The sequence below is a fragment of the Gordonia sp. X0973 genome, from assembly GCF_013348785.1.
GTDB lineage: Bacteria > Actinomycetota > Actinomycetes > Mycobacteriales > Mycobacteriaceae > Gordonia.
In genome coordinates, this window is sequence record NZ_CP054691.1 from 2,932,914 (window position 1) to 2,952,625 (window position 19,712).

19 protein-coding genes are annotated in these 19,712 nt (G+C 68.9%); 4 read left to right on the plus strand and 15 right to left on the minus strand.

Annotation, left to right across the window (positions count from 1 at the left end; genetic code table 11):
* Positions 1-36 precede the first annotated feature (36 nt).
* The gene (locus HUN08_RS14465; protein ID WP_124248574.1) at positions 37-693 is read left to right on the plus strand and encodes a bifunctional 2-polyprenyl-6-hydroxyphenol methylase/3-demethylubiquinol 3-O-methyltransferase UbiG; all 657 of its coding nucleotides are present in this window, start codon (positions 37-39) and stop codon (positions 691-693) included.
* 37 nt (positions 694-730) lie between these two features.
* On the opposite strand, the gene HUN08_RS14470 is transcribed toward HUN08_RS14465, so the two are convergent.
* Positions 731-2,161: a hypothetical protein gene (locus HUN08_RS14470; protein WP_124248551.1), complete on the minus strand. Its 1,431-nt coding sequence runs from the start codon at positions 2,159-2,161 to the stop codon at positions 731-733.
* Between the two features lie 455 nt (positions 2,162-2,616).
* Between HUN08_RS14470 and HUN08_RS14475 the strand changes: the two genes are divergently transcribed.
* Complete coding sequence (locus HUN08_RS14475; protein WP_124248550.1) at positions 2,617-3,072, plus strand: hypothetical protein; 456 nt, start codon at positions 2,617-2,619, stop codon at positions 3,070-3,072.
* A 31-nt stretch (positions 3,073-3,103) separates the two neighbouring features.
* On the opposite strand, the gene HUN08_RS14480 is transcribed toward HUN08_RS14475, so the two are convergent.
* From HUN08_RS14480 to HUN08_RS14525, 10 genes are all read right to left on the minus strand, one after another.
* Positions 3,104-3,535 (minus strand): nitroreductase family deazaflavin-dependent oxidoreductase, encoded by a 432-nt coding sequence (locus tag HUN08_RS14480; RefSeq protein WP_124248549.1) that lies wholly within the window; start codon positions 3,533-3,535, stop codon positions 3,104-3,106.
* Between the two features lie 41 nt (positions 3,536-3,576).
* Positions 3,577-4,179: a TetR/AcrR family transcriptional regulator gene (locus HUN08_RS14485; protein WP_124248548.1), complete on the minus strand. Its 603-nt coding sequence runs from the start codon at positions 4,177-4,179 to the stop codon at positions 3,577-3,579.
* Complete coding sequence (locus tag HUN08_RS14490; RefSeq protein WP_124248547.1) at positions 4,180-4,983, minus strand: enoyl-CoA hydratase family protein; 804 nt, start codon at positions 4,981-4,983, stop codon at positions 4,180-4,182. It abuts the gene before it with no gap.
* Positions 4,984-4,987: 4 nt separating this feature from the next.
* Positions 4,988-6,145, minus strand: a complete 1,158-nt coding sequence (locus tag HUN08_RS14495; protein WP_124248546.1) for an acyl-CoA dehydrogenase family protein — start codon at positions 6,143-6,145, stop codon at positions 4,988-4,990.
* The gene (locus HUN08_RS14500) at positions 6,142-8,205 is read right to left on the minus strand and encodes a biotin carboxylase N-terminal domain-containing protein (protein ID WP_124248545.1); all 2,064 of its coding nucleotides are present in this window, start codon (positions 8,203-8,205) and stop codon (positions 6,142-6,144) included. The genes HUN08_RS14495 and HUN08_RS14500 overlap by 4 nt, the downstream gene beginning before the upstream one ends.
* 7 nt (positions 8,206-8,212) lie before the next feature.
* Complete coding sequence (locus HUN08_RS14505) at positions 8,213-9,811, minus strand: acyl-CoA carboxylase subunit beta (RefSeq protein WP_124248544.1); 1,599 nt, start codon at positions 9,809-9,811, stop codon at positions 8,213-8,215.
* Positions 9,808-10,983 (minus strand): acyl-CoA dehydrogenase family protein, encoded by a 1,176-nt coding sequence (locus HUN08_RS14510; RefSeq protein WP_124248543.1) that lies wholly within the window; start codon positions 10,981-10,983, stop codon positions 9,808-9,810. The genes HUN08_RS14505 and HUN08_RS14510 overlap by 4 nt, the downstream gene beginning before the upstream one ends.
* A gap of 10 nt (positions 10,984-10,993) precedes the next feature.
* A complete protein-coding gene (locus HUN08_RS14515; protein WP_124248542.1) occupies positions 10,994-12,709 on the minus strand; it encodes an acyclic terpene utilization AtuA family protein in 1,716 nt (571 codons plus the stop codon).
* Positions 12,702-13,514 (minus strand): TIGR03084 family metal-binding protein, encoded by an 813-nt coding sequence (locus HUN08_RS14520; protein WP_124248541.1) that lies wholly within the window; start codon positions 13,512-13,514, stop codon positions 12,702-12,704. The genes HUN08_RS14515 and HUN08_RS14520 overlap by 8 nt, the downstream gene beginning before the upstream one ends.
* Positions 13,515-13,876: 362 nt before the next feature.
* A complete protein-coding gene (locus HUN08_RS14525; protein ID WP_124248540.1) occupies positions 13,877-14,548 on the minus strand; it encodes an alpha/beta fold hydrolase in 672 nt (223 codons plus the stop codon).
* A gap of 66 nt (positions 14,549-14,614) precedes the next feature.
* On the opposite strand from HUN08_RS14525, the gene HUN08_RS14530 reads away from it, so the two are divergent.
* Positions 14,615-14,950: a helix-turn-helix transcriptional regulator gene (locus HUN08_RS14530; protein ID WP_124248539.1), complete on the plus strand. Its 336-nt coding sequence runs from the start codon at positions 14,615-14,617 to the stop codon at positions 14,948-14,950.
* Positions 14,950-15,420, plus strand: a complete 471-nt coding sequence (locus tag HUN08_RS14535; protein WP_124248538.1) for an SRPBCC domain-containing protein — start codon at positions 14,950-14,952, stop codon at positions 15,418-15,420. The genes HUN08_RS14530 and HUN08_RS14535 overlap by 1 nt, the downstream gene beginning before the upstream one ends.
* 89 nt (positions 15,421-15,509) lie before the next feature.
* Here HUN08_RS14535 and HUN08_RS14540 read toward each other — a convergent pair whose 3' ends face one another.
* The 4 genes from HUN08_RS14540 to HUN08_RS14555 all read right to left on the minus strand — a co-directional run bounded on the left by HUN08_RS14540 (position 15,510) and on the right by HUN08_RS14555 (position 19,547).
* Complete coding sequence (locus HUN08_RS14540; RefSeq protein WP_124248537.1) at positions 15,510-16,388, minus strand: PaaI family thioesterase; 879 nt, start codon at positions 16,386-16,388, stop codon at positions 15,510-15,512.
* The gene (locus tag HUN08_RS14545; RefSeq protein ID WP_124248536.1) at positions 16,385-17,410 is read right to left on the minus strand and encodes a hypothetical protein; all 1,026 of its coding nucleotides are present in this window, start codon (positions 17,408-17,410) and stop codon (positions 16,385-16,387) included. The genes HUN08_RS14540 and HUN08_RS14545 overlap by 4 nt, the downstream gene beginning before the upstream one ends.
* 258 nt (positions 17,411-17,668) lie before the next feature.
* Positions 17,669-18,967, minus strand: coding sequence for a hypothetical protein (locus HUN08_RS14550; RefSeq protein ID WP_124248535.1), 1,299 nt, complete (start codon positions 18,965-18,967; stop codon positions 17,669-17,671).
* A 4-nt stretch (positions 18,968-18,971) separates the two neighbouring features.
* The gene (locus HUN08_RS14555; RefSeq protein ID WP_124248534.1) at positions 18,972-19,547 is read right to left on the minus strand and encodes a nuclear transport factor 2 family protein; all 576 of its coding nucleotides are present in this window, start codon (positions 19,545-19,547) and stop codon (positions 18,972-18,974) included.
* Positions 19,548-19,712: the final 165 nt, after the last annotated feature.

Sequence of the window (19,712 nt, forward strand, 5' to 3'; positions counted from 1 at the left end):
ACCACGACGGGCCGGGTTACCGTGGCTGGTGTGAGCATGCACCAGCACGGCAACCCGGCCCGTTCCGTTGATCCGCGGGAGCACTGGGAGGAGTTCTACGGCGACGGCAAACGGCCGTGGTCGGGAAAGCCCAACGCGATCCTCGTCGACGAGGTCGGGGAGCTGGACTCCGCCGACCGGTCGGCCCTCGACCTCGGCTGCGGTTCGGGTGCCGACGCGATCTGGCTGGCCCGGCAGGGGTGGGCGGTGACGGCGGTCGACATCGCCGACGCCGCGCTGGAGGTCGGCCGCGAACACGCCCGTGACGCCGGGCTTCCCGAGAACGCGATCGACTGGCGGCGCGTCGACCTGGGTACCGACTTCCCGGTCGGGTCGTGGGATCTCGTCAGCGCCTTCTACCTGCACTCGCAGGTCGCCTTGGAGCGCTCGGCCATCCTGCGCCGAGCCGCGGCGGCGGTGCGCCCGGGCGGCGCGCTGCTCGTCGTCGGGCATTGGGCGATGCCCGCATGGCGGTTCGACGGCGACCCGCCGCAGTTCCCGAGCACCGACGACGTCCTCGCCGACGTCGGCGCCGCGACATCCGACGAGTGGTCGGTGCTGCGCTCCGGTTTGCGCGAGGTCTCGATGACCGATCCCGACGGGAATCCGACGACGCGCACCGACAACGTCGTACACCTGCGCCGTAGATCGTGACCGGATACCGGTAACGATCTACGGCGCGGGGACGGTACTACCGGGTTGCCGCCGGGCTGCCGAACGACGGCGCCGACGGGGCGCTGAACGACGGTGCCGACGGACCGGAGACCGACGGTGCCGGTGCCGACTGGGCCGGGCCGGTCGCCCACGGTGCGCTGGCCGGTGCCGGTGCGGCCGGAGCCGACGGTGCGCTGGGGGCCGACGGCACCGACGGAGCCGCGGGAGCGACCGGAGCCGGAGCCGATTCCGCGGGAGCCGGAGCAGCGGGCACGACCGGTGCCGGGGCGACGGAGTCCGCGGGGGCCGGCGACTCGACCGGCGCGGGCACAACCGGCGCCACCGGGGCGACTGGGGCAACCGGCGCGGCGGGGGCCTGCTCGGCCGGGACCGGAGCACCGAACCGGAACGTCGGGTTACCGCCGCTGGTCGCCGTCTCGGTCGGCGCCTGCGGGACCGCGGCCATCCGCGACTGCGGTGCCGGAGCCTGCGCCACCTGCGGTGCCGGGGCGGGCGACGCGTCGGCGACGGCCGCGTTCGTCTTGACCGGGATCCGGCCGCCGAGTGCGTACTGGATATCTCCGCGCAGGGTGATCAGATGCTGCAGGGCACCCTGCATCACCATGCCGTTGTCCACCGAGCCCAGGTCGCCGAGCAAGCCTCCGGAGAAGACCTGGAAACCCTCGGGGAGCAGGCCGTCGAGCCCGACCAGCGGCGCCAGGTTCATTCCGACGCCGCCGTTGAGCGCTCCGCCCACGACATGCGCCGGTGCGGCGAGCAATGCGTTGACGGCACCGACCGCATCCCCCGCGCCGATCGCGTCGATCACCTGCTGGACTCCCGCACCCAGTCCGCCGATGGCGCCGACGACCGGGCTGATGGCATCCATCGGCAGGTTGATCGCGAGGGCCGGAGCCATGTCGAGCACCGCCAGGAGATTGCGCACCGGCCCCTCCACGGCCTGCTGGATCGCCGTCACCAGGACCGAACTCGGCCCGAGTTCGGGATGTTCGATGTCGGTGGGTGCGAGGCCCTGCACGATCGGCAGCACCGCGGCGGTCAGTAGGTTGTTCAACGCCTGCTCGATGTTGCCGTCGCGGAGGTTGCCGCTGGCGGCGCTGAGCAGCGGCGGTACGTGGGTGCGGAAGGCGTCGAGGAGGTTCTTCCCGGTGACCACCGTGGCATCGCCGATCGCGGCCAGGTTCGTCTGCTGGTTGAGCGCGATGCGCTGCAGGACCGGGAACGAGTCCTGCATATCCGCCGCGGCCTTGATTCCGGCCAGGTTGGCCATCGTCTGCGCGATCGCCGTCTTGTACGCCTCCGGGAAAGTCACCTGGCCGGAGGCGGCGGTGATGCTCGATGAGAGCGCCGCGGGCACGGCAGGGGTGCCCGCAGTGGCAGATCCGAGCGGTGCGAAAGCGACGGTCGCGGTGCCGATAAGGGCCATCGCGGGCAAAGTGATTCTCATATGAGAATGCATGAAACAACTCCTAGAAACAGTCTCAGAAAAGTGTCCACACCATGTGGACTGCGTCACAATATCCCCGCGCGACAGGTTCGCGGACCGCTTTCCAAAGACTTGTTACCCACGAGTAGAACACCGTTTACCTGGACAAATGACCTGGTCGATGGTCCATCGACGAGAAGGTTCACCACAACCAACCTTCCATCGGAATGCTGATTCGAATACATCAGTATTCAGATATACCTTCAACTTTCTTAAGCCTGCTTCTCCCTTTCGAATTCGGACGATCGCCCCACTAATGGTTCGCCCCACGCCCCCGCTGGCCGCAAACATTCGCGGCGCGAGATTTGCGGGCACGAGGTTTGCGACGCGGGCCAGACGGGTACCCAAGTCCCGTTCGCTCCGCGATAGCCGCGATCAGTGGGATAATCGAGGTTCAGCGTCGAAAGGGGTCCACCATGGTTGCCAAGACGCTCATTTCCGCAACGGCCGCACTGGGACTGGCGGCGGGCATCGTGACCGCCGCGCCCGCCCACGCGCAGGAGGTCCGGCACGTCGCCCGGGCGACCTGCAAGAGCATCAGCCCCAACGTCGTCGACCGCCCCTACGGTGCGCGCATCACGACCACCCAGTGGATGCCGCTGGAGAGCGGGCGCGTCACCGTGTACATCGCGCAGTCCCCCTCGGTGTTCGGCTACCGCACCCGCCCCCACCTGCGGTGGCGCAACCTCGACACCGGACGAACGGGCCAGGCCACCACCGTCGCCTACAGCAACCAGGAGGGGGCCGGCGCCACCTTCGTCACCGTGCCGACCGGCCGCGGCCGGGTCGCGATGACGGCCTACACCGATAGCAGCAACCCCGCGTGGTCGGTGCGCTCGTCGGCCTGCTCCACGATCGTGAACGTGCGCTGACCCGGGCGTCGGCCGACCGGGGTCGAGTCCGCTACGAGCTGCGTCGCAGCGCGAGGACCGGGATCACCCGGATGCCGCGCGCCTTCTCCTCGTATTCGGCGAAACCCGGGTACCGGCTCGCCTGCTCGGCGTAGACCCGGTCGCGGTCCGCGCCGGTCAACTCGGTGACCGTGACGGGATACCTGTCCGTCCCGACTTCCACCTCGGCGGTGCCGGCGGCGACGAGGTTGTGGTACCAGTCCGGGTTGGTGGGTGCCCCCGCCTTGGACGCGAATACGTAGATCGTCGACGGATCGGCGTCGTCGGCGAGGTACATCATCGGGGCGACGTGCTCGGCGCCCGACTTGCGGCCGCGATGGTGGACCAACACCATCGGGGCACCGGCGAAGTTGCCGCCGACCTTCCCCTCGTTGGCTCGGAACTCCTCGATGACCTGCGTGTTGAAGTCGTTCATCCCACTCATGGACCAGCCTTCCCGCCGATGCGAATACCGCCCGGCCGACCCTACTCCGCGAGTGCGGCGACCAGCTGCTCTTTCCAGGTCGCGACGACCTGGCGCCGGCGCCGCGAATCGTCGGTGAGCGTGTTGGCCAGCCCCAGCCCGCGCGCGAGGTCGAGGGTCACCTGCGCCAACCGGTAGGCCTGCGGGTTCTCCCCCGTCGGGTCGAGCGCGGCGACGGTGAACCGGTGCGCGGCCCGGGCCAGTTTGGCCTCCAACGGAAGGATCGCCTCGCGCAGCGCGGCATCCGACGCCGCGGCCGCCCACACCTGCAGCGCCGCCTTGAAATCGGTGCCGGTGTAGATCGACACCGCTTTGTCGACGACGGCGTCGACCCGGGCCGCCACGTCGTCGGGCACCGATGTCATGGTCGCGGAGGCCTCCCCGATCATCGCGTCGAACATCCGCTCCAGCACCGCGATGATCAGCGCGTCGCGCGTCGGGAAGTGGTGCTGCGCGGCGCCGCGCGACACCCCGGCCGACTCGGCGACGGCCGCCACGGTCGTCGCCGCCCATCCCTGGGTCGCGAGCACGTCGACCGACTTGTCCAACAGCCGCTCCCGCGTGGCGCGGGAACGGTCCTGCTGCGGCTCTCGGACGGTCGTCATCTACTCGCTGCTGTCCCAGCTCGGCTTGGACTTCGAGAGGAAGGCGGTCATCCCTTCGCGCGCCTCGTCGGAGGCGAACAACGCCGCCGACTCGGCGGCGCGGGCATTCGCGTTCGCGTCGAAATCGGCGAGGATCGCCGCCGTGGTGAGCTTCTTCGATGCGGCGAGGCCCTGCGGGGAGGCCTTGCGGATCCCGTCGAGCACCTCGTCGCGCGCGGCGGCCAGTTCCTCGGCGCTGCCCAGGGCCTGGGTGACCAGGCCGATGTCCTGCGCCGTCGACGGCGAGAACTTCTCACCGGTCAGGAAGTATCGCCCGGCCGCACGCGCGGTCATCTTCGGCAGCAGCACGACGGAGATGATCGAGGGCGCCAGACCCAGCCGCGCCTCGGTCAGCGCGAAGGTGGCGGCCGGGCCGACCAGGGCGATGTCGGCCGCCCCGACGAGTCCGAACCCGCCCGCCCGCACATGCCCGTCGGCGACGACGATGACCGGCTTGGGCATCCCCAGCATCGTCCCCATCAGCGAGACCATCGCCGAGGCGCCCTCGGCCGTCGCCTCCTGGGGACTCAGCCCGCGGCGCAGCGCCTCCCCCAGATCGGCTCCGGCGCAAAAGGTTCCACCGGCATGCGTCAGCACCACCGCACGAATCGTGTCGTCGGCGGCGGCCTGCGCGAGCGCCGCCGAGAGCTGCCCGACGAGCGTCGACGAGAGTGCGTTGCGGTTCGACGGCGAGTCCAGCGTGATCGTCGCGACCGCCCGCGTCTGCTCGACGTGGACGACCGTCTCCTGTGATTCCGGCGCCATCGTGTCAGTACGACTTCGGGAGGCCGAGGGTGTTCTGGGCGACGAAGTTGAGGACCATCTCGCGGCTCACCGGCGCAACCTTGGCGATCCGCACCAGCGCCAACATCGGTGCCAGCCCGTACTCGGAGGTGAGGCCGTTGCCGCCGAGGGTGTGGACGGCCTGGTCGACGAGTTTGGTCGACGCCTCGGCCGCGGCGTATTTCGCCATGTTGGCCGGTTCTGCTGCACCCCAGTCGTCGCCGGCGTCGTAGAGCGTCGCGGCCTTCTGCATCATCAGCTTGGCCATCTCCAACTCGACCTTGCCCGCGGCCAGCGGGTGGGCGATGCCCTGGTGCGCGCCGATCGGCGTCTTCCACACGGTCCGGTCCTTCGCGTAGGCGACGGCCTTGTCCAGCGCGTACCGGCCCATGCCGATCGCCGATGCCGCACCCATGATGCGCTCCGGGTTGAGCCCCGCGAACAGCTGGCTCAACGCGGCCTCGGGGTCGCCGACGAGGGCGTCGGCGGGCAGCCGGACGTCGTCGAGGAAGAGCTGGAACTGCTTCTCGGGGTTCTGCAGTTCCATCGGGATCTGGGTGAAGGTGAAGCCCTCCGCATCGGTGGGCACGATGAACAGCGCCGGGGCGAGTTTGCCGGTCTTCGCCTCCTCGGTGCGCCCGACGATGAGCACCGCGTCGGCCTGGTCGACACCGGAGATGAAGACCTTCTGGCCGGAGAGGATCCACTCGTCGCCGTCGCGGCGGCCCGTGGTGGTGATCTGGTGCGAATTCGACCCCGCGTCGGGTTCGGTGATGCCGAAGGCCATGGTGATCTCACCGCTGGCGAGCCCGGGCAACCACTTCTTCTTCTGCTCCTCGGTGCCGAATCGGGCGATGACGTTGCCGCAGATCGCCGGCGAGACGACCAGCATCAGCAGGCCGGTGCCCGATGCCGCGAGTTCTTCCATCACGATCGACAGCTCGTACATCCCGGCCCCGCCGCCGCCGTACTCCTCGGGCAGGTTGACGCCGATGAACCCCAGGTCACCGGCCTCCTTCCACAGCTCGGTGGTCTTGAGGTCTTGCTTCGCGCATTTCTGGAAGTACTCGGCGCCGTATTTCTTCCCCAGCGCCGCAACGGCCGCGCGCAGTTCTTTGCGCTCGTCGGTCTCGATGAAACTCATTGATTCCCTGTTCTCTTCGGTTGGTGTTCCGGTGGCCGCTTCGGCCACGAGGCCGCGGCTTCCTCTTCTGATTCGATGACGGCCAGGACGTCGCCGACGGCGAGCTGGCGTCCGACCTCGACGGCCAGTGTCGTCACGACGCCGTCGGCCGGGGCGGTGATGGTGTGCTCCATCTTCATCGCCTCCAGCCACAGCATCGGCTGCCCGGCGGTGACGCGATCGCCCTGCTCGACGGCGACCCGGATCACCGATCCCGGCATCGGGGCGAGCAGCGAACCGGGCCGCTGCACCGTCGACGGGTCGACGAAGCGCGGGACGACGCCCAGCGCCACCGACTTGCCCGGCCAGTCCACGTACACGGTCTCGCCGTGGCGGCTCACCGCGAACTCGCGGCGCACCCCGTCGACGACGAGCACGACATTTCGGTGGTCGAGTGCGGACGAGGCCCGAGACCCCACCCCCTCGTCGTCCGGGAGTTCGACGTGTCCGTCGCGCGCGACGCGATAGCGGACGGCGATCTCCTCCTCGCCGTGACGGTAGGTCTTCACCTGGTAGCCCGACGGGATGTTGCGGAACCCGGACGGGATCGACGCCAGGACCCGCGCGTTCGCCCGGTTGGCCGACGCCTCGGCGAGTGCGGCGGCCACCGCGGCCAGCCGCACGTCGGCTTCGCTCGCCAGCGGCGCGGAGAGCACGTCGAGTCCGACCTCGTCGATGAACCCGGTGTCGGTGTCGCCGGAGAGGAACTGCGACGACCGCAGCGTGTTGACCAGCATGTCCCGGTTGGTGACCGGTCCGTGCAGCGTGGCGTCGGCCAGCGCCGACGCGAGGACCGCGGCGGCCCGACGACGGGTCGGCGCCCAGCTGATCACCTTGGCGATCATCGGGTCGTAGTACGTGGAGATCTCGCTCCCGTCGGCGATCCCGGTGTCGACGCGAATGCGCGAGGCGGCCGCGGAATGCGCGTCGATCGCGAATTCGTACACCGTCCCCGACTGCGGGGCCCAGTCCGCGGCCGGGTTCTCCGCGTAGAGGCGCGCCTCGATGGAATGCCCGACGGCGACCGGCTCGTCGCCGACGAGCGGCTCGCCCATCGCGACGCGCAGCTGCCATTCGACGAGGTCGAGTCCGGTGGTCTCCTCGGTGACCGGGTGCTCCACCTGCAGACGGGTGTTGGTCTCCAGGAAGTAGAAGCGGCCCCGACCGTCGGCCAACAGCTCGACGGTGCCCGCGCCGGTGTACCCGATGGCGGTGACGGCCTTGCGGGCCGCGTCGTAGAGCCGCTCGCGCAGGTCGCCGCCGATGGACTCGACGAGGGGTGCGGGCGCCTCCTCGACGACCTTCTGGTGTCGGCGCTGGATGGAGCACTCGCGCTCGCCGACGGCCCAGACGCCGCCGTGCTCGTCGGCCATCACCTGGACCTCGATGTGGTGTCCGCGTTCGACGTAGGGCTCGCAGAACACCGTCTCGTCACCGAAGGCGGAGAGCGCCTCGCGCTTCGCCGCGGCGACGTTCTCGTCGAGGTCGGCGAGGTCTCGCACGATGCGCATACCGCGCCCGCCGCCACCGGCCGAGGCCTTGATGAGCAGCGGGAGGTCGTCGGCGGTGGCCTTCTTCGGGTCGAGGTCGCCGAGGACCGGCACGCCGGCCTTCGCCATCAACTCCTTGGCGTTCACCTTCGATCCCATCGCGGTGATCGCGGCGGGCGGCGGACCGATCCAGATCAGACCGGCATCGATGACCGCCTGCGCGAATTCGGCGTTCTCGGAGAGGAAGCCGTACCCGGGGTGGATGGCATCGGCACCCGTGGCCCGAGCCGCGTCGATGATCTTCTCGCCGCGCAGATAGGTTTCCGCCGACGTGGCGCCGGGCAGTCGCACCGCCGCATCCGCCTGGCGCACATGGGGTGCGTCGGCGTCGGGGTCGGAGTAGACCGCGACGGTGGCGATGCCCAGGTCGCGACAGGTGCGGAACACCCGGCAGGCGATCTCGCCGCGGTTGGCGACGAGGACGGAACGGATTTCTCGGTTGGCCGACTTCGCGGCCGTCTTCTTCGTCATCGTTGCCTCACATCCGGAAGACGCCGTAGCCGTCGGCGCCTTCCACCTCGCCGTTGTGGATCGCCGAAAGGCACATGCCGAGCACCGGTCTGGTGTCGCGGGGGTCGATGACCCCGTCGTCGTAGAGCATCCCGGAGAGGAACGCCGGCAGCGACTCCTTCTCGATCTGCGCCTCGATCATGGCGCGCATCCCGGCGTCGGCCTCCTCGTCGACGGTCCCGCCGCGCGCCTCGGTGGCCGCGCGCGACACGATGGAGACCACACCGGCGAGCTGCGCTCCGCCCATGACCGCGGACTTCGCGCTCGGCCAGGCGAACAGGAAGCGCGGGTCGTAGGCCCGGCCGCACATGCCGTAGTGGCCGGCGCCGTAGCTGGCACCGACCAGCAGCGAGATGTGCGGGACCTTCGAGTTGGAGACCGCGTTGATCATCATCGAGCCGTGCTTGATCATGCCGCCGCGCTCGTATTCAGCGCCCACCATGTAGCCGGTGGTGTTGTGCAGGAACAGCAGCGGGGTGTCGGTCTGGTTGGCCAGCTGGATGAACTGGGTGGCCTTCTGCGATTCGGCGGAGAACAGCACGCCCTGCGCGTTGGCGAGGATGCCGACGGGATAGCCGTGGATCCGCGCCCACCCGGTGCACAGCGAATTGCCGTACTCGGGCTTGAACTCGTCGAAGTCGCTGTCGTCGACGACGCGGGCGATGATGTCACGCGGATTGAACGGGATCTTCAGATCCGACGGCACGATGCCGAGCAGTTCCTCCGCGTCGTAGCGCGGCTCGATCGACGCGGCGACCGGCCCCGGCCCCTTCTTGCGCCAGTTGAGTCGCGCGACGATGCGGCGCCCGATGCGGATGGCGTCCTGCTCGTCGACGGCGAGGTAGTCCGCCGACCCCGATTCGCGGGCGTGCATGGTCGCGCCGCCCAGGGTCTCGTCGTCGCTCTCCTCGCCGGTGGCCATCTTGACCAACGGCGGGCCGCCGAGGAAGACCTTGGAACGGCCGTCGATCATCACCGTGTGGTCGCTCATCCCGGGGATGTAGGCGCCGCCGGCGGTCGAGTTGCCGAAGACCAGGGCGATCGTCGGGATGCCGGCCCCGGACAGCCGGGTGATGTCGCGGAACATCTGGCCGCCGGGGACGAAAACCTCTTTCTGCGTCGGCAGGTCGGCACCGCCGGATTCCACCAGCGCAATGCAGGGCAGCCGGTTCTCCATGGCGATCGCGTTGGCGCGCAGACTCTTTCGCAGCGTCCAGGGGTTGGAGGTGCCCCCCTTGACCGTCGGGTCGTTGGCGACGATCAGGCACTCGACGCCCTCGACGACGCCGATTCCGACGACGACCGACGCACCCACTTGGAACGGCGATCCCCAGGCCGCGAGCGGGCACAGCTCCAGGAACGGGCTGTCCGGGTCGACGAGCATCTCGATGCGCTCGCGCGCGGTCATCTTGCCGCGCTTGCGGTGCCGCTCCACGTACTTCTCGCCGCCACCGGCGAGTGCCTTGTCGAACTCGGTTTGCAGCTCGGCGAGCTTCTCGGTCATCGCCGTCGCGGCGTCCTGATAGGCCTCGCCGCTCGGGTCGAGCTTGGACTGCAGAACGGTCATGCCTGGTACCCCAATCGTTTCGCCGCGAGCCCGGTCAGGATCTCGGTGGTACCGCCGCCGATGCCGATGATCCGCATGTCGCGGTATTGGCGCTCGACTTCGGATTCGCGCATGTAGCCCATGCCGCCGAAGAGTTGGACGGCCTTGTTCACCACCCATTCGCCGGTCTCGACGGCGGTGTTCTTCGCGAAGCACACCTCCGCGATCAGGTCCGGTCCGGCGCCGGTCGCGTCGGCGGCCACCTTGGCCTCGACGACCTGCCGCGAGTAGGTTCGCGCCACGTCGATCCGGCGGGCCATCTCGGTCACCGAGTCCTGCACCGATTGGCGGGAGATGAGCGGGCGGCCGAAGGTTTCCCGGTTGCGCACCCAGTCCAGCGTCAGGTCCAGGCAGCGCTGCGCCGCCGAATAGGCCTGCGTGGCCAGCACCGACCGTTCGGTCACGAATGCCTGGGCGATCTGCGCGAACCCGGAGTTCTCCGCGCCGACGAGGTTGCCGACGGGCACGCGCACGTCCTCGTAGGAGAGTTCCGCGGTATCCGAGGCGAGCCAGCCCATCTTGTCGAGCTTGCGCGCGACCGTGAACCCGGGGGTTCCCTTCTCGACGACCAGGAGCGAGACCCCGGCCGCCCCGTCGCCGCCGGTGCGGACCGCGGTGACGACGAAGGCGGCGCGCACCGCCGAGGTGATGAAGGTCTTCGACCCGTTGACGACGTACTCGTCGCCGTCGCGCACCGCCTTGGTGCGCAGGTGGCCGACGTCGCTGCCGCCGCCGGGCTCGGTGATGGCCAGCGAGCCGATCTTCTCCCCGGCCAGTGTCGGCCGCACCCAGCGGTCGATCTGCGCCGGGTCACCGGCCGCGACCAGGTGCGGCAGGGAGATGCCGTTGGTGAACAGCGACGCCATCACGCCGCCGGAGGTGCCCAGGTAGAGCATCTCCTCGGCCATGATCGTCGCATCGATCAGATCACCGCCGGAGCCGCCGACTTCCTCCGGCACCCCCAGGCCGAACAGGCCCAACTTGGCGGCCTCAAGATGGAGTTCGCGCGGGAGCAGGCCCGTCTTCTCCCACTCGTCTTGGAAGGGCAGGACGTGGCGCTGCGTGAAATCGCGGACGGCGGCGCGCAGTTGTTGGCGCTCGGGCGAATCCCAGAGCGGTGAGCTGAAGGGCACTGCTACTCCTCTACGAAGTGGTGGACGGAAGGAACCGGTTCGGAATGGGCACCGGCCGCGAGCGCAGCCATTCGCCCAAGCCCTTGGCCTGCGGGTCGAAGCGGACCTGGTCGGCTACACCGCGGCCCAGGACGCCTTCGATCACGAAGTTCACCGCGCGCAGATTCGGCAGCGCGTAGCGGTGGATGGTCAGGTCGGCGACCTCCGGCAGCAGCGTGCGCAGGAGGTCGGTGGTCAGCGTCTGGTCGAGCCAGGCGAACTCCTCGTCGGAGCGACCCCAGACGCCGACGTTGGCGCTGCCGCCCTTGTCTCCCGACCGGGCCCCGGCGACGGTGCCCAGTGGGGCGGTGGTCGTCGGACCGAAGTCGGTCGCGGCGGGCGCTGCCGGCACCGGCGAGTCCTCGTCGACCGGGACCTCGCCGCGCAGCGGCGACGGCTCGATCGTGACGGTCACCCCGTCGGGCTGCACGACGCGGTGCGGCACCAGCGCCGCGTCGACGTAGCCGGGTTCGAAGACACCGTAGGGCGCGCCGTTTCCGGGCGGGGCCATCAGGGTGAAGCCGGGATAGCTCGCCAGGGCCAATTCGACGACGGCCGCGGAAAACGGTCGCCCCACCTTGGCGGGATCGGTGTCGCGGGCGACGACGCGCAGCGTGGCACTCGCCTGTTCCTCGGTGGTGCCGTCTTGGCGGTCGGTGCGGGCGAGTTCGAAGGACAGGTCGGCCGGCGGCGCGGGCAGCGCGGCACGGAACTGTTCTTCGAACAGCTTCGCCTTCGCCTCGATGTCGAGACCGGTGAGCACCACGTCGACCTCGTTGCGGATCCCGGCGAGGAAGTTGAGCGAAACCTTCAGATCCTTCGGCGGGTTCTCGCCCCGGACCCCGCGCACCGCGACGCGGTCCGGCGCGAGCTGTTCCAGCTCGATGGAGTCCAGTCGCGCGGTGACGTCGGGGTTGAGGTAGCGCGGGCCGCCGACCTCGTAGAGCAGCTGCGCCGTGACGGTGCCGACGGTGACCGCTCCCCCGGTGCCGTCATGCTTGGTGATGACCGACGAGCCGTCGGCGGCCACCTCGGCGATCGGGAAGCCGAGATGTCCCATCGGGATCTCGGTGAAGAAGGAGTAATTGCCGCCGGTCGCCTGCGCGCCGCACTCGATGATGTGCCCGGCGACCAGTGCTCCAGCCAGGGGGTCGAGGTCCTGGTGGGTCCAGTCGAAGGCCGCCGCCGCCGGTCCCATCGTCAGCGATGCGTCGGTCACCCGGCCCGTCACGACGATGTCGGCACCGCGCGTCAGGGCGGTCTTGATGCCGAACGCGCCCAGGTAGGCATTCGCGGTCAACGGATCGCCCAGGCCCAGCTTCTGCGCATCGGCCATCAGGTCGTCGCCGGAGACGAACGCGACCTGGGCGCCCAGGCCCAGCTTGTCGGCCAGTTCCCGGATCGCCACGGCCAGCCCGTGTGGGTTGAGACCGCCAGCGTTCGCGACGATCTGCACCCCCTTGTCCAATGCCAGCCCGAGGTTCTCCTCGAGTTGCCGCAGGAAGGTCTTGGCGTAGCCGCGCGACGGATCCTTGAGGCGGTCGCGGCCGAGGATGAGCATGGTCAGCTCGGCCAGGTAGTCGCCGGTCAGGTAATCCAGCTCCCCGCCGTCGAGCATCTCGTGCATCGCCGAGAAGCGATCGCCGTAGAAGCCCGACATGTTGCCGATGCGGACGGCCTCAGCCATTGTTCTTCCCCTCGTTTGCGGTGGACGGTTCGCGCCCGCCGCCGGGCGGGCCGGCGAAGCACTGGGCGATGGTGACCCACTCCGCGGCGTCGTCGCCGACGGTGGTGATGTCGAGGTCGTCGGGGTGGCGCCGCTGGGTCACGAGTTCACAGAAGTCGAGGGCGGAACCGCGCACGACATTCGTGGCGTCTTCCGGACCCCAGGTCCACTCGTCGGCGCCGGACGGCGACTTGAGTTCGTAGCGGAACGGCTCGGCGGGGGCCGGTTTGCCGTTGACGGCGTAGGCGAAGTCGCGGGTGCGGACGCCGATATGCGCGACGTGGCGCAGTCGGTCGCTCGGCGCGACGGTGATGCCGAGGGCGTCGGCGACGTCGAGTCCGTGGGCCCAGGTCTCCATCATTCGCGCCGTGGCCATCGACGCTGCCGACATCGGCGGGCCGAACCACGGCAGCTTCGTCCCGTCCGGGACCGCGCACAGCGCACCGCCCAGTTTGCCCCGCGTGGCGCGCCAATCCGCGAGGAGTTCGGCCGGCGGGCGGGCGGCCTCGACATCGGCGGCCTTGTCGACGAACCCGAGCGGGTCGTGCGCGGCGATGCCGAAGATTTCCTTGAATCCCTCGGCGTCGGTGACGGCGGTCAGCGAGACCCGGTCGGTCCACAGCAGGTGCCCGATCTGATGCGCGATCGTCCACCCCTGCGCCGGTGTGGGCGTGGCCCACTGCTCGGGCGTCAGCATTGCGACGAGGTCGTCGAGGGACTCGCTCTCCGCCGCCAGATCGGCGACGATTCCATCCACGGATGACATGGTGACAACCCTCACACGGGTTGGCGAAAAAAGCAAGCGCGAATGATTGTTTTTTCCGGGCGTCGGGTCGAGTGCCCGCGACGAAGGAGCGGTCGTATCGAGACCTGGGCACCCCGCCCCCGCCGAGTGGGCACCCTAACCACGCCGAGTGGGCACCTCAACTACGCCGAGTGGGCACCTCAAGCACGCCGAGTGGGCACCTCAAGCACGCCGAGTGGGCACCTCAAGCACGCCGAGTGGGCACCAAAATCCGCCGACCGTGCCCAGTTCTTCGTCGATCGTGCCCATCTCGCCGGTCGAGTGAATTCGAGCAAAGCGAGAATTTGTATCTAGACCCACCCGCCGCCGACGGCACCAACGCGCTACCGGAGAAGCCGCTCGACCACCGCTTCAGGCTGAGTAAGCGCAGCCAAGTGCCCGCCCGGAGCCGTTTCGACATCGACGCCGAGACGTTCGCCGACGACTCGACGCTGGAACTCAAGCGGAAACAGCCGATCGTCGACTGCGCCGATGAAGCGCGTCGGCACGTCCGGCCACCCCTCGAGCGGCCACGGATCGTCGAACGGTCGGCCCGATTGTCGTGGCGGTGGCGCGGCCTGCGCCTCGGCAAGAAGCTCGGGATCCGCGTCGTGAAAGAAGACCTCCGACGGATCAAACGGGGCATCCGGGTCACGACCGTCAGCGATCGCCTTGCTCCTCGCCGCCTCCTCCTGACCGGTATTGGTCCACCAATCACCGCCGGCCTCCCCCGGCCGCGGGGACATCGCATTGAGCATGACGATCCCGGCGACGTCGAGACGGTCGCAGGTCAGTGGCGCGCTAAGCCCGCCCATCGACTGCGCGACGAGGATCACCGGCCCCGACGGCGATGCGTCGACGATGGCCGCGGCGTATTCGGCCAAGCCAGCGGTGTCGTCGTCGGCCGGCAAGTCGACGGCGACGGCCCGGTGTCCGCGCTCGACGAGCCGTGAAACGAGCCGGTGGAAGTACCACGCCTGCCCACCGGCTCCTGGGACGAGGACGAATGAACTCACGGCCCCAGCCTATGACCGCCGACCCCGCCCTTGCGTTTTCCGACGACTGTCGCAATACTTAGCTATATGGCTAAGTATCAGTCGTCGTTGGACGCGACATTCCGCGCCTTGTCCGACGCGACTCGGCGGGCCCTGGTCGAGCGGCTGGTCCAGTCGCCGGCTTCGGTCACCGAACTCGCCGAACCGTTTGATGCGGCGTTGCCGACGATCGTCGAGCACCTCCGGGTGCTCGAGCGCGCCGGAGTGGTCTCGTCCGAGAAGGTCGGGCGAGTCCGCACATATCAACTGGTGCCCGATGCACTCGTGCCTGCCAACCACTGGATCGTCGCGCAGCGGCGCCCCCGGGAGAAGCAGCTCGACCGCCTCGGGGACTACCTGACCAACCAAGAAGGAGATCGATGATGTCCACCCTCACCCAGACCCACGCCACCTTTTCGCTAGAGCGCGAATACCCGGCCTCCGTATCGGCGGTGTGGCAGGCGTTCGCCGACCCGACGATCAAGGCCCAATGGTTCGGTAGCGACGACTTCGTCGAGGTCGAGCGGTCCGACGACTTCCGCGTCGGCGGCGTGTCCATCGACGACGGACGTCGCGGCGCCGACGGGCCGCTCTCCCGGTTCCGCGCCACCTACACCGACATCGTGCCGAATCAGCGGCTCGTCTACACCTACGACATGTGGCTGGACGACGCCCACGCGTCGACCTCGGTCACCACCGTCGTCTTCGAAGAGATTGCCGGCGGCACGCGTCTCACCTTCACCGAACAGGGCGTCCACCTCGACGGTGTGCACGGGCCAGGACCCGACGCGGCGGCCGGCCGCGAAGAAGGAACTCGGGGACTGCTCGAGAACATCGCACGCGTCCTGGCTTAGCTTGCCCGCCAGTTTTGGTGCCCACTCGGCGAGATCCGGTGCCCACTCGCCGAGATCTGGTGCCCACTCGGCGGTTCGGGGGGCGCTGATTAGAGGTCGCACCTCGCGTCGGCGGTGGCCCGGGCCAAGAGCGTCCCGTCGTCGGCATGGAGTTCCACGTCGACGGTCGAGAGTCGTCGGCCGATCTTCACCGGCTTCACCGTCGCGACGACCGGCTGCCCGTCGAGCGCGGGTGAGCGGAGGAAGGCGATCGTGAACTCGACGATCCGGTAGCCGACCCCCGGCCGCATGTTCGCGGCGATTCCGAAGGACGCGGCCTGCGCGGTGATGGTCGCGATGATGCCGCCGTGCATCGTGCCGAAGAAGTTGCCCATCCAGGCCACGGTTGGGACCGCCAGCCGCAGCGCCGACGGATCGGGATCGGCGATCGCCGCGCCGAGCAGCTCGGCCAGCGGACCGGCGGACAGCGAACCGTCCGCGATACCCGCGACGATCTGCGCACCGGACAGCGACGGGTCGAGTGGGGCCGGCAACTCCGCGTCGTCGGGCGCGGGCAGCGTCTCCCCCGCGACGACCTCCGATTCACCGATCACGGCGCGTCCGACGCGCACGCTGCGCGCTGACCCGCTCGCAACGGGCTCGCCGTCGCGAGACAGGCGCACCCGCGTCGAGCCGAACGATTCGTCGGACATCAGCAACCGGCCGTCGCCGCGCACGACGTCGCCGAGCGCCAGCCCGGCCCCGACCGAGACCGAGAGCCGCGCCTGCAACGACGACGACAAGCGGTCGGCCAAGGCGAACGGCAACCCGCCGAGGTCGTCGAACAGCACCATCAACGCGGGTAGCTCGACGCGACCGCGGTGGTCGACGATCCGCGTTCCCATCGGCTGGGTCATCGAAATCGGGTCGGATCCGGGGACGATTCGGATCGCGAAGGCGTCGAACGCGTTCTTCGGGCGGTAGGTCACGACTTTCCGTCGAGAATCGCGGCGACCTCGGGCGAGGTGAAGAACGGCTCCAACTGTTCCCGCACGATGCGCTCCAGCTCGCCGGACTCCTTGACCGCGTCGAACAGCCGCGGCGCGCCGGCCACCGCGTATTCGACGAGGATGTCGCGCGTGATGTCGAGTTCGTCGAGCAGTTGCGCGGCCGGGTAGTCGCCGTAGACGGTGAAGAATCCGTCGATCAGGGCGTCGACGAGTTTGAGGATCGGCTCCGAGGCGGCACCCGCGATCGCGACGTCCTGCCCCAGCCCGCCGATTCGCTTGGCGTCGTCGAGGGTCAACACCTTGTCGAGCCGGCCGATCTTCTTCTCGGCGTACATGTCGAACACCTCGAGCACGGCCGAGCGCGTCGACGGGTCTTTCAGCGTCGCGACGATGATCTTGTTCAGCCGGCCCATCGCGAACTCGGCGCCCTTGGCCGCGGTATCGCCGAAGAGTTCGCCGAACTGCTCGCCGGTCTTGCCGATCGCCTTGCCCGCGGCTTTGGTTCCGAAGGAGACGAGCGATCCGACGCCGGGGATCTTCTCCGCCACCGCACGGTTGCCCGCGATGACGTCGTTAACGATCCGGCCGACGAACCGCGACGCGAGGGCAGCCATCATCGGGCTGTGCGTCAGGTCGTCGAGGGCCTTCTCCAGCAGAGGAGTCAGCGCGAGTACCTCGTCGGTGATACGTGCGACGTTGTCGCGGTCGATCACCTCGCGCAGCGTGTATGTCCCGGCCGGGTTCGACATCACCACCTCGGCACTTTGCTCGACGAGGGTCGTCGCGGCCGAGCTGGGCGGCACCGTCGTCGCGAGCATGCGTGCGATCGACTTGATCATCGCCGGGTCGACGAGGGCGGTCATGGTCGCCCCCTCGGCGACGGCGAGCACGTCGTCGACGGCCTTCTCGGCCAACTCGGGGAGTTCGTCGCCGGTGAGGCGGTTGATGGCCCAGGCGACCTGCGCGTCGAGCAGGGCCTGTGCAACATTCTCGGTTGTCATGGTTTGAGGATATGGGGTAGCCGGGCAAATCGGCGTTCGGTGCTCACTCGGCGGGGTTTGGGTGCCCACTCGGCGTGGTTTGGGTGCCCAGGTCTCGATACGACCCGGCGCCCGGCGGGGTTTTGCTTTCCACGGTGGTCGAGTGCCGTAGATGGTGGTCGAGTGCCGACGAGGCGCTAGCCGAGTCGGTGTATCGAGACCGCGCTAGCCGAGAAGGTGTATCGAGACCCGGCGGGAGCGAGGTGCCCAGCGCGGCGACTAGCCGATCGGCGTGATCGGGATGGGGACCAGCGGCACGGCGCGGCCCCGGTCGGCGAAGGAGAAGGTCGAACCGGAGGAGAAGCGCACGATCGCGACCTCCCCCGCTTCCTTGCGGGGTTCGCCGCGCGCCATGTCGACGACCAGCTCGCCGTCGCTCAACCGCGCCCCGGCCACCGCCCACCGCGAGTCGACCCCGCAGACCATCGCGTCGAGCGGAGCGGTGAACTCGGGCGTGAGCAAGTCCATCCAGCCGCCGTCGCGCTGCGCCGGCGAATCCTGCGGCACGCGGATCCGCACACCGTCCCCGGAACCGCTCTCTTCGACGACGACCCCCGTGTACTGCCGCGGTCCGAGGATCGGATGCGCGCGCAGGACGGTCACGAGGTCGGCGGCGCTGTCGCCCAGGCGCAGCGCATCGCGCAACCGCTCCGACGTCATGCCCGCGATCCCGATCAGCTGCTTGCCGGTGATCTCGCGCGCGACGTCGGCGCCCGCGCGCCGCGTCACCGACAGCCGGAACCCGATCGCCAGCAGATGGTGTTGCAGCGCGACCTCTTCGGCGATGCGCACCAGCGCGGTGTGGGCGAAGTCGCCGAACACCAAGTCCTCGACGAGCGGCCCCCGATAGTCGACCAGCCCGTCGGATGCGGCCCCGTCGATCGGGCTCAGCACGACATCGGCCGCCGCCGTCTCGAGGACCGGCAGCGTCACCTCGGGCAGCGGCAGCTCGTCGCGGTCGGGCTCGATGGTCACCGTCCACTCGCAGTGCGGATGACGGTCCGACGGCATGCGCGGCGGCCGGTGTACCGGCCGGATGCGAGCACGACGATTGGTCGCGATCGCCGTCGCATCGAAGGTCGGATCCTCGATGTCGTGGCACATGGCGGTCACGTAGTCGTCGCCCATCGGTTCGACGTCCATGAGGGCGCCGCAGTGGTCGAGCACGAATCCGCCGTGGTATTCGTCGTGCACGACGTAGCGGAAGTCCATGAATTGCGGCGGCGCCCCGATGTCGAGTTGCAAACACTTGAACATGTCGACGACGCCGTCGCCGTCGATCCCCAGCGCGGCCCGCATCCGCCCGGTGTACACCGGGCTCGCCGCCATCCATTCCTCGATCGCGACCTGCGTCATCCCCTCGCGACCGAAGGCGCCGATCAGGTGTGCCATCCCGCTGCGGTCGATCAACTGGCCGGAGAGCAGCAGCTCCGGGAGGAGGGTGGCCAACTGTTGTTTCGCGAAGGACGCGTACGACGAGGAGTCTGCTTGCGATGTCCGACGGGCTGTATCGGTCATCGCGTCACCAGAACTTCACGGGCGCCTTGCCGAAGTCGTACCACCCCGGCAGGTTGCCCGGTGCCGACTTCTCGACGCGGGCCAGCATCTCGTCGCTCATCGCCTTGTCCGTCATCAACTCGATGAACAACGACGAGACGTTTCCGTAGTCGAAGAAGTCGCGCTGCCATGCGAATTGGAAACCACCGCCGTATTTGAACCAGCTGCCCTGGATGCCCTCGAGCGCGTAATGCGTGCCGTCGGCGCGGGTGCGCTCGTAGACCTGCTTCCACAGCCCGATCATGTCGCCGGTGCGGTCGTCGATGACCCAGGTCTGATACGGGTAGGTCCACCCGTTCAGCCCTTCCATCTCCTGGCCGAGCGCCAGCTCGCGGATCTCATCGCGACCGACGGCCATGAAGTCCTTCTGCGGCCCGTAGTTCCAGCCGTAGGTGGCGTCCTCGGTGTAGAAGTCGGCGAGCGGCTTCCAATCGCCGGCCTTCTCCGCCTCGATATTCGCGGCGAGCCACCGCGTCTTCATCTCCTCCAGCTCGTCGCGGTCGAACGGCCCCAAACTGGTGGCGGCGCTGATCTCGGTCATGGTGTCAGTCCCTCTTTCGTTGATCACGTTTTGTTGTCATCTCGCTTGGCATGTCGTCAGGTCTCGATACGGTTCCTCGCCTAGCGGCTCGGATCCACTCGACCAGCGCGGATCCACTCGACCACCCCCGGATCCACCGCCGGATCGAGTGATCGCGACGAAGGA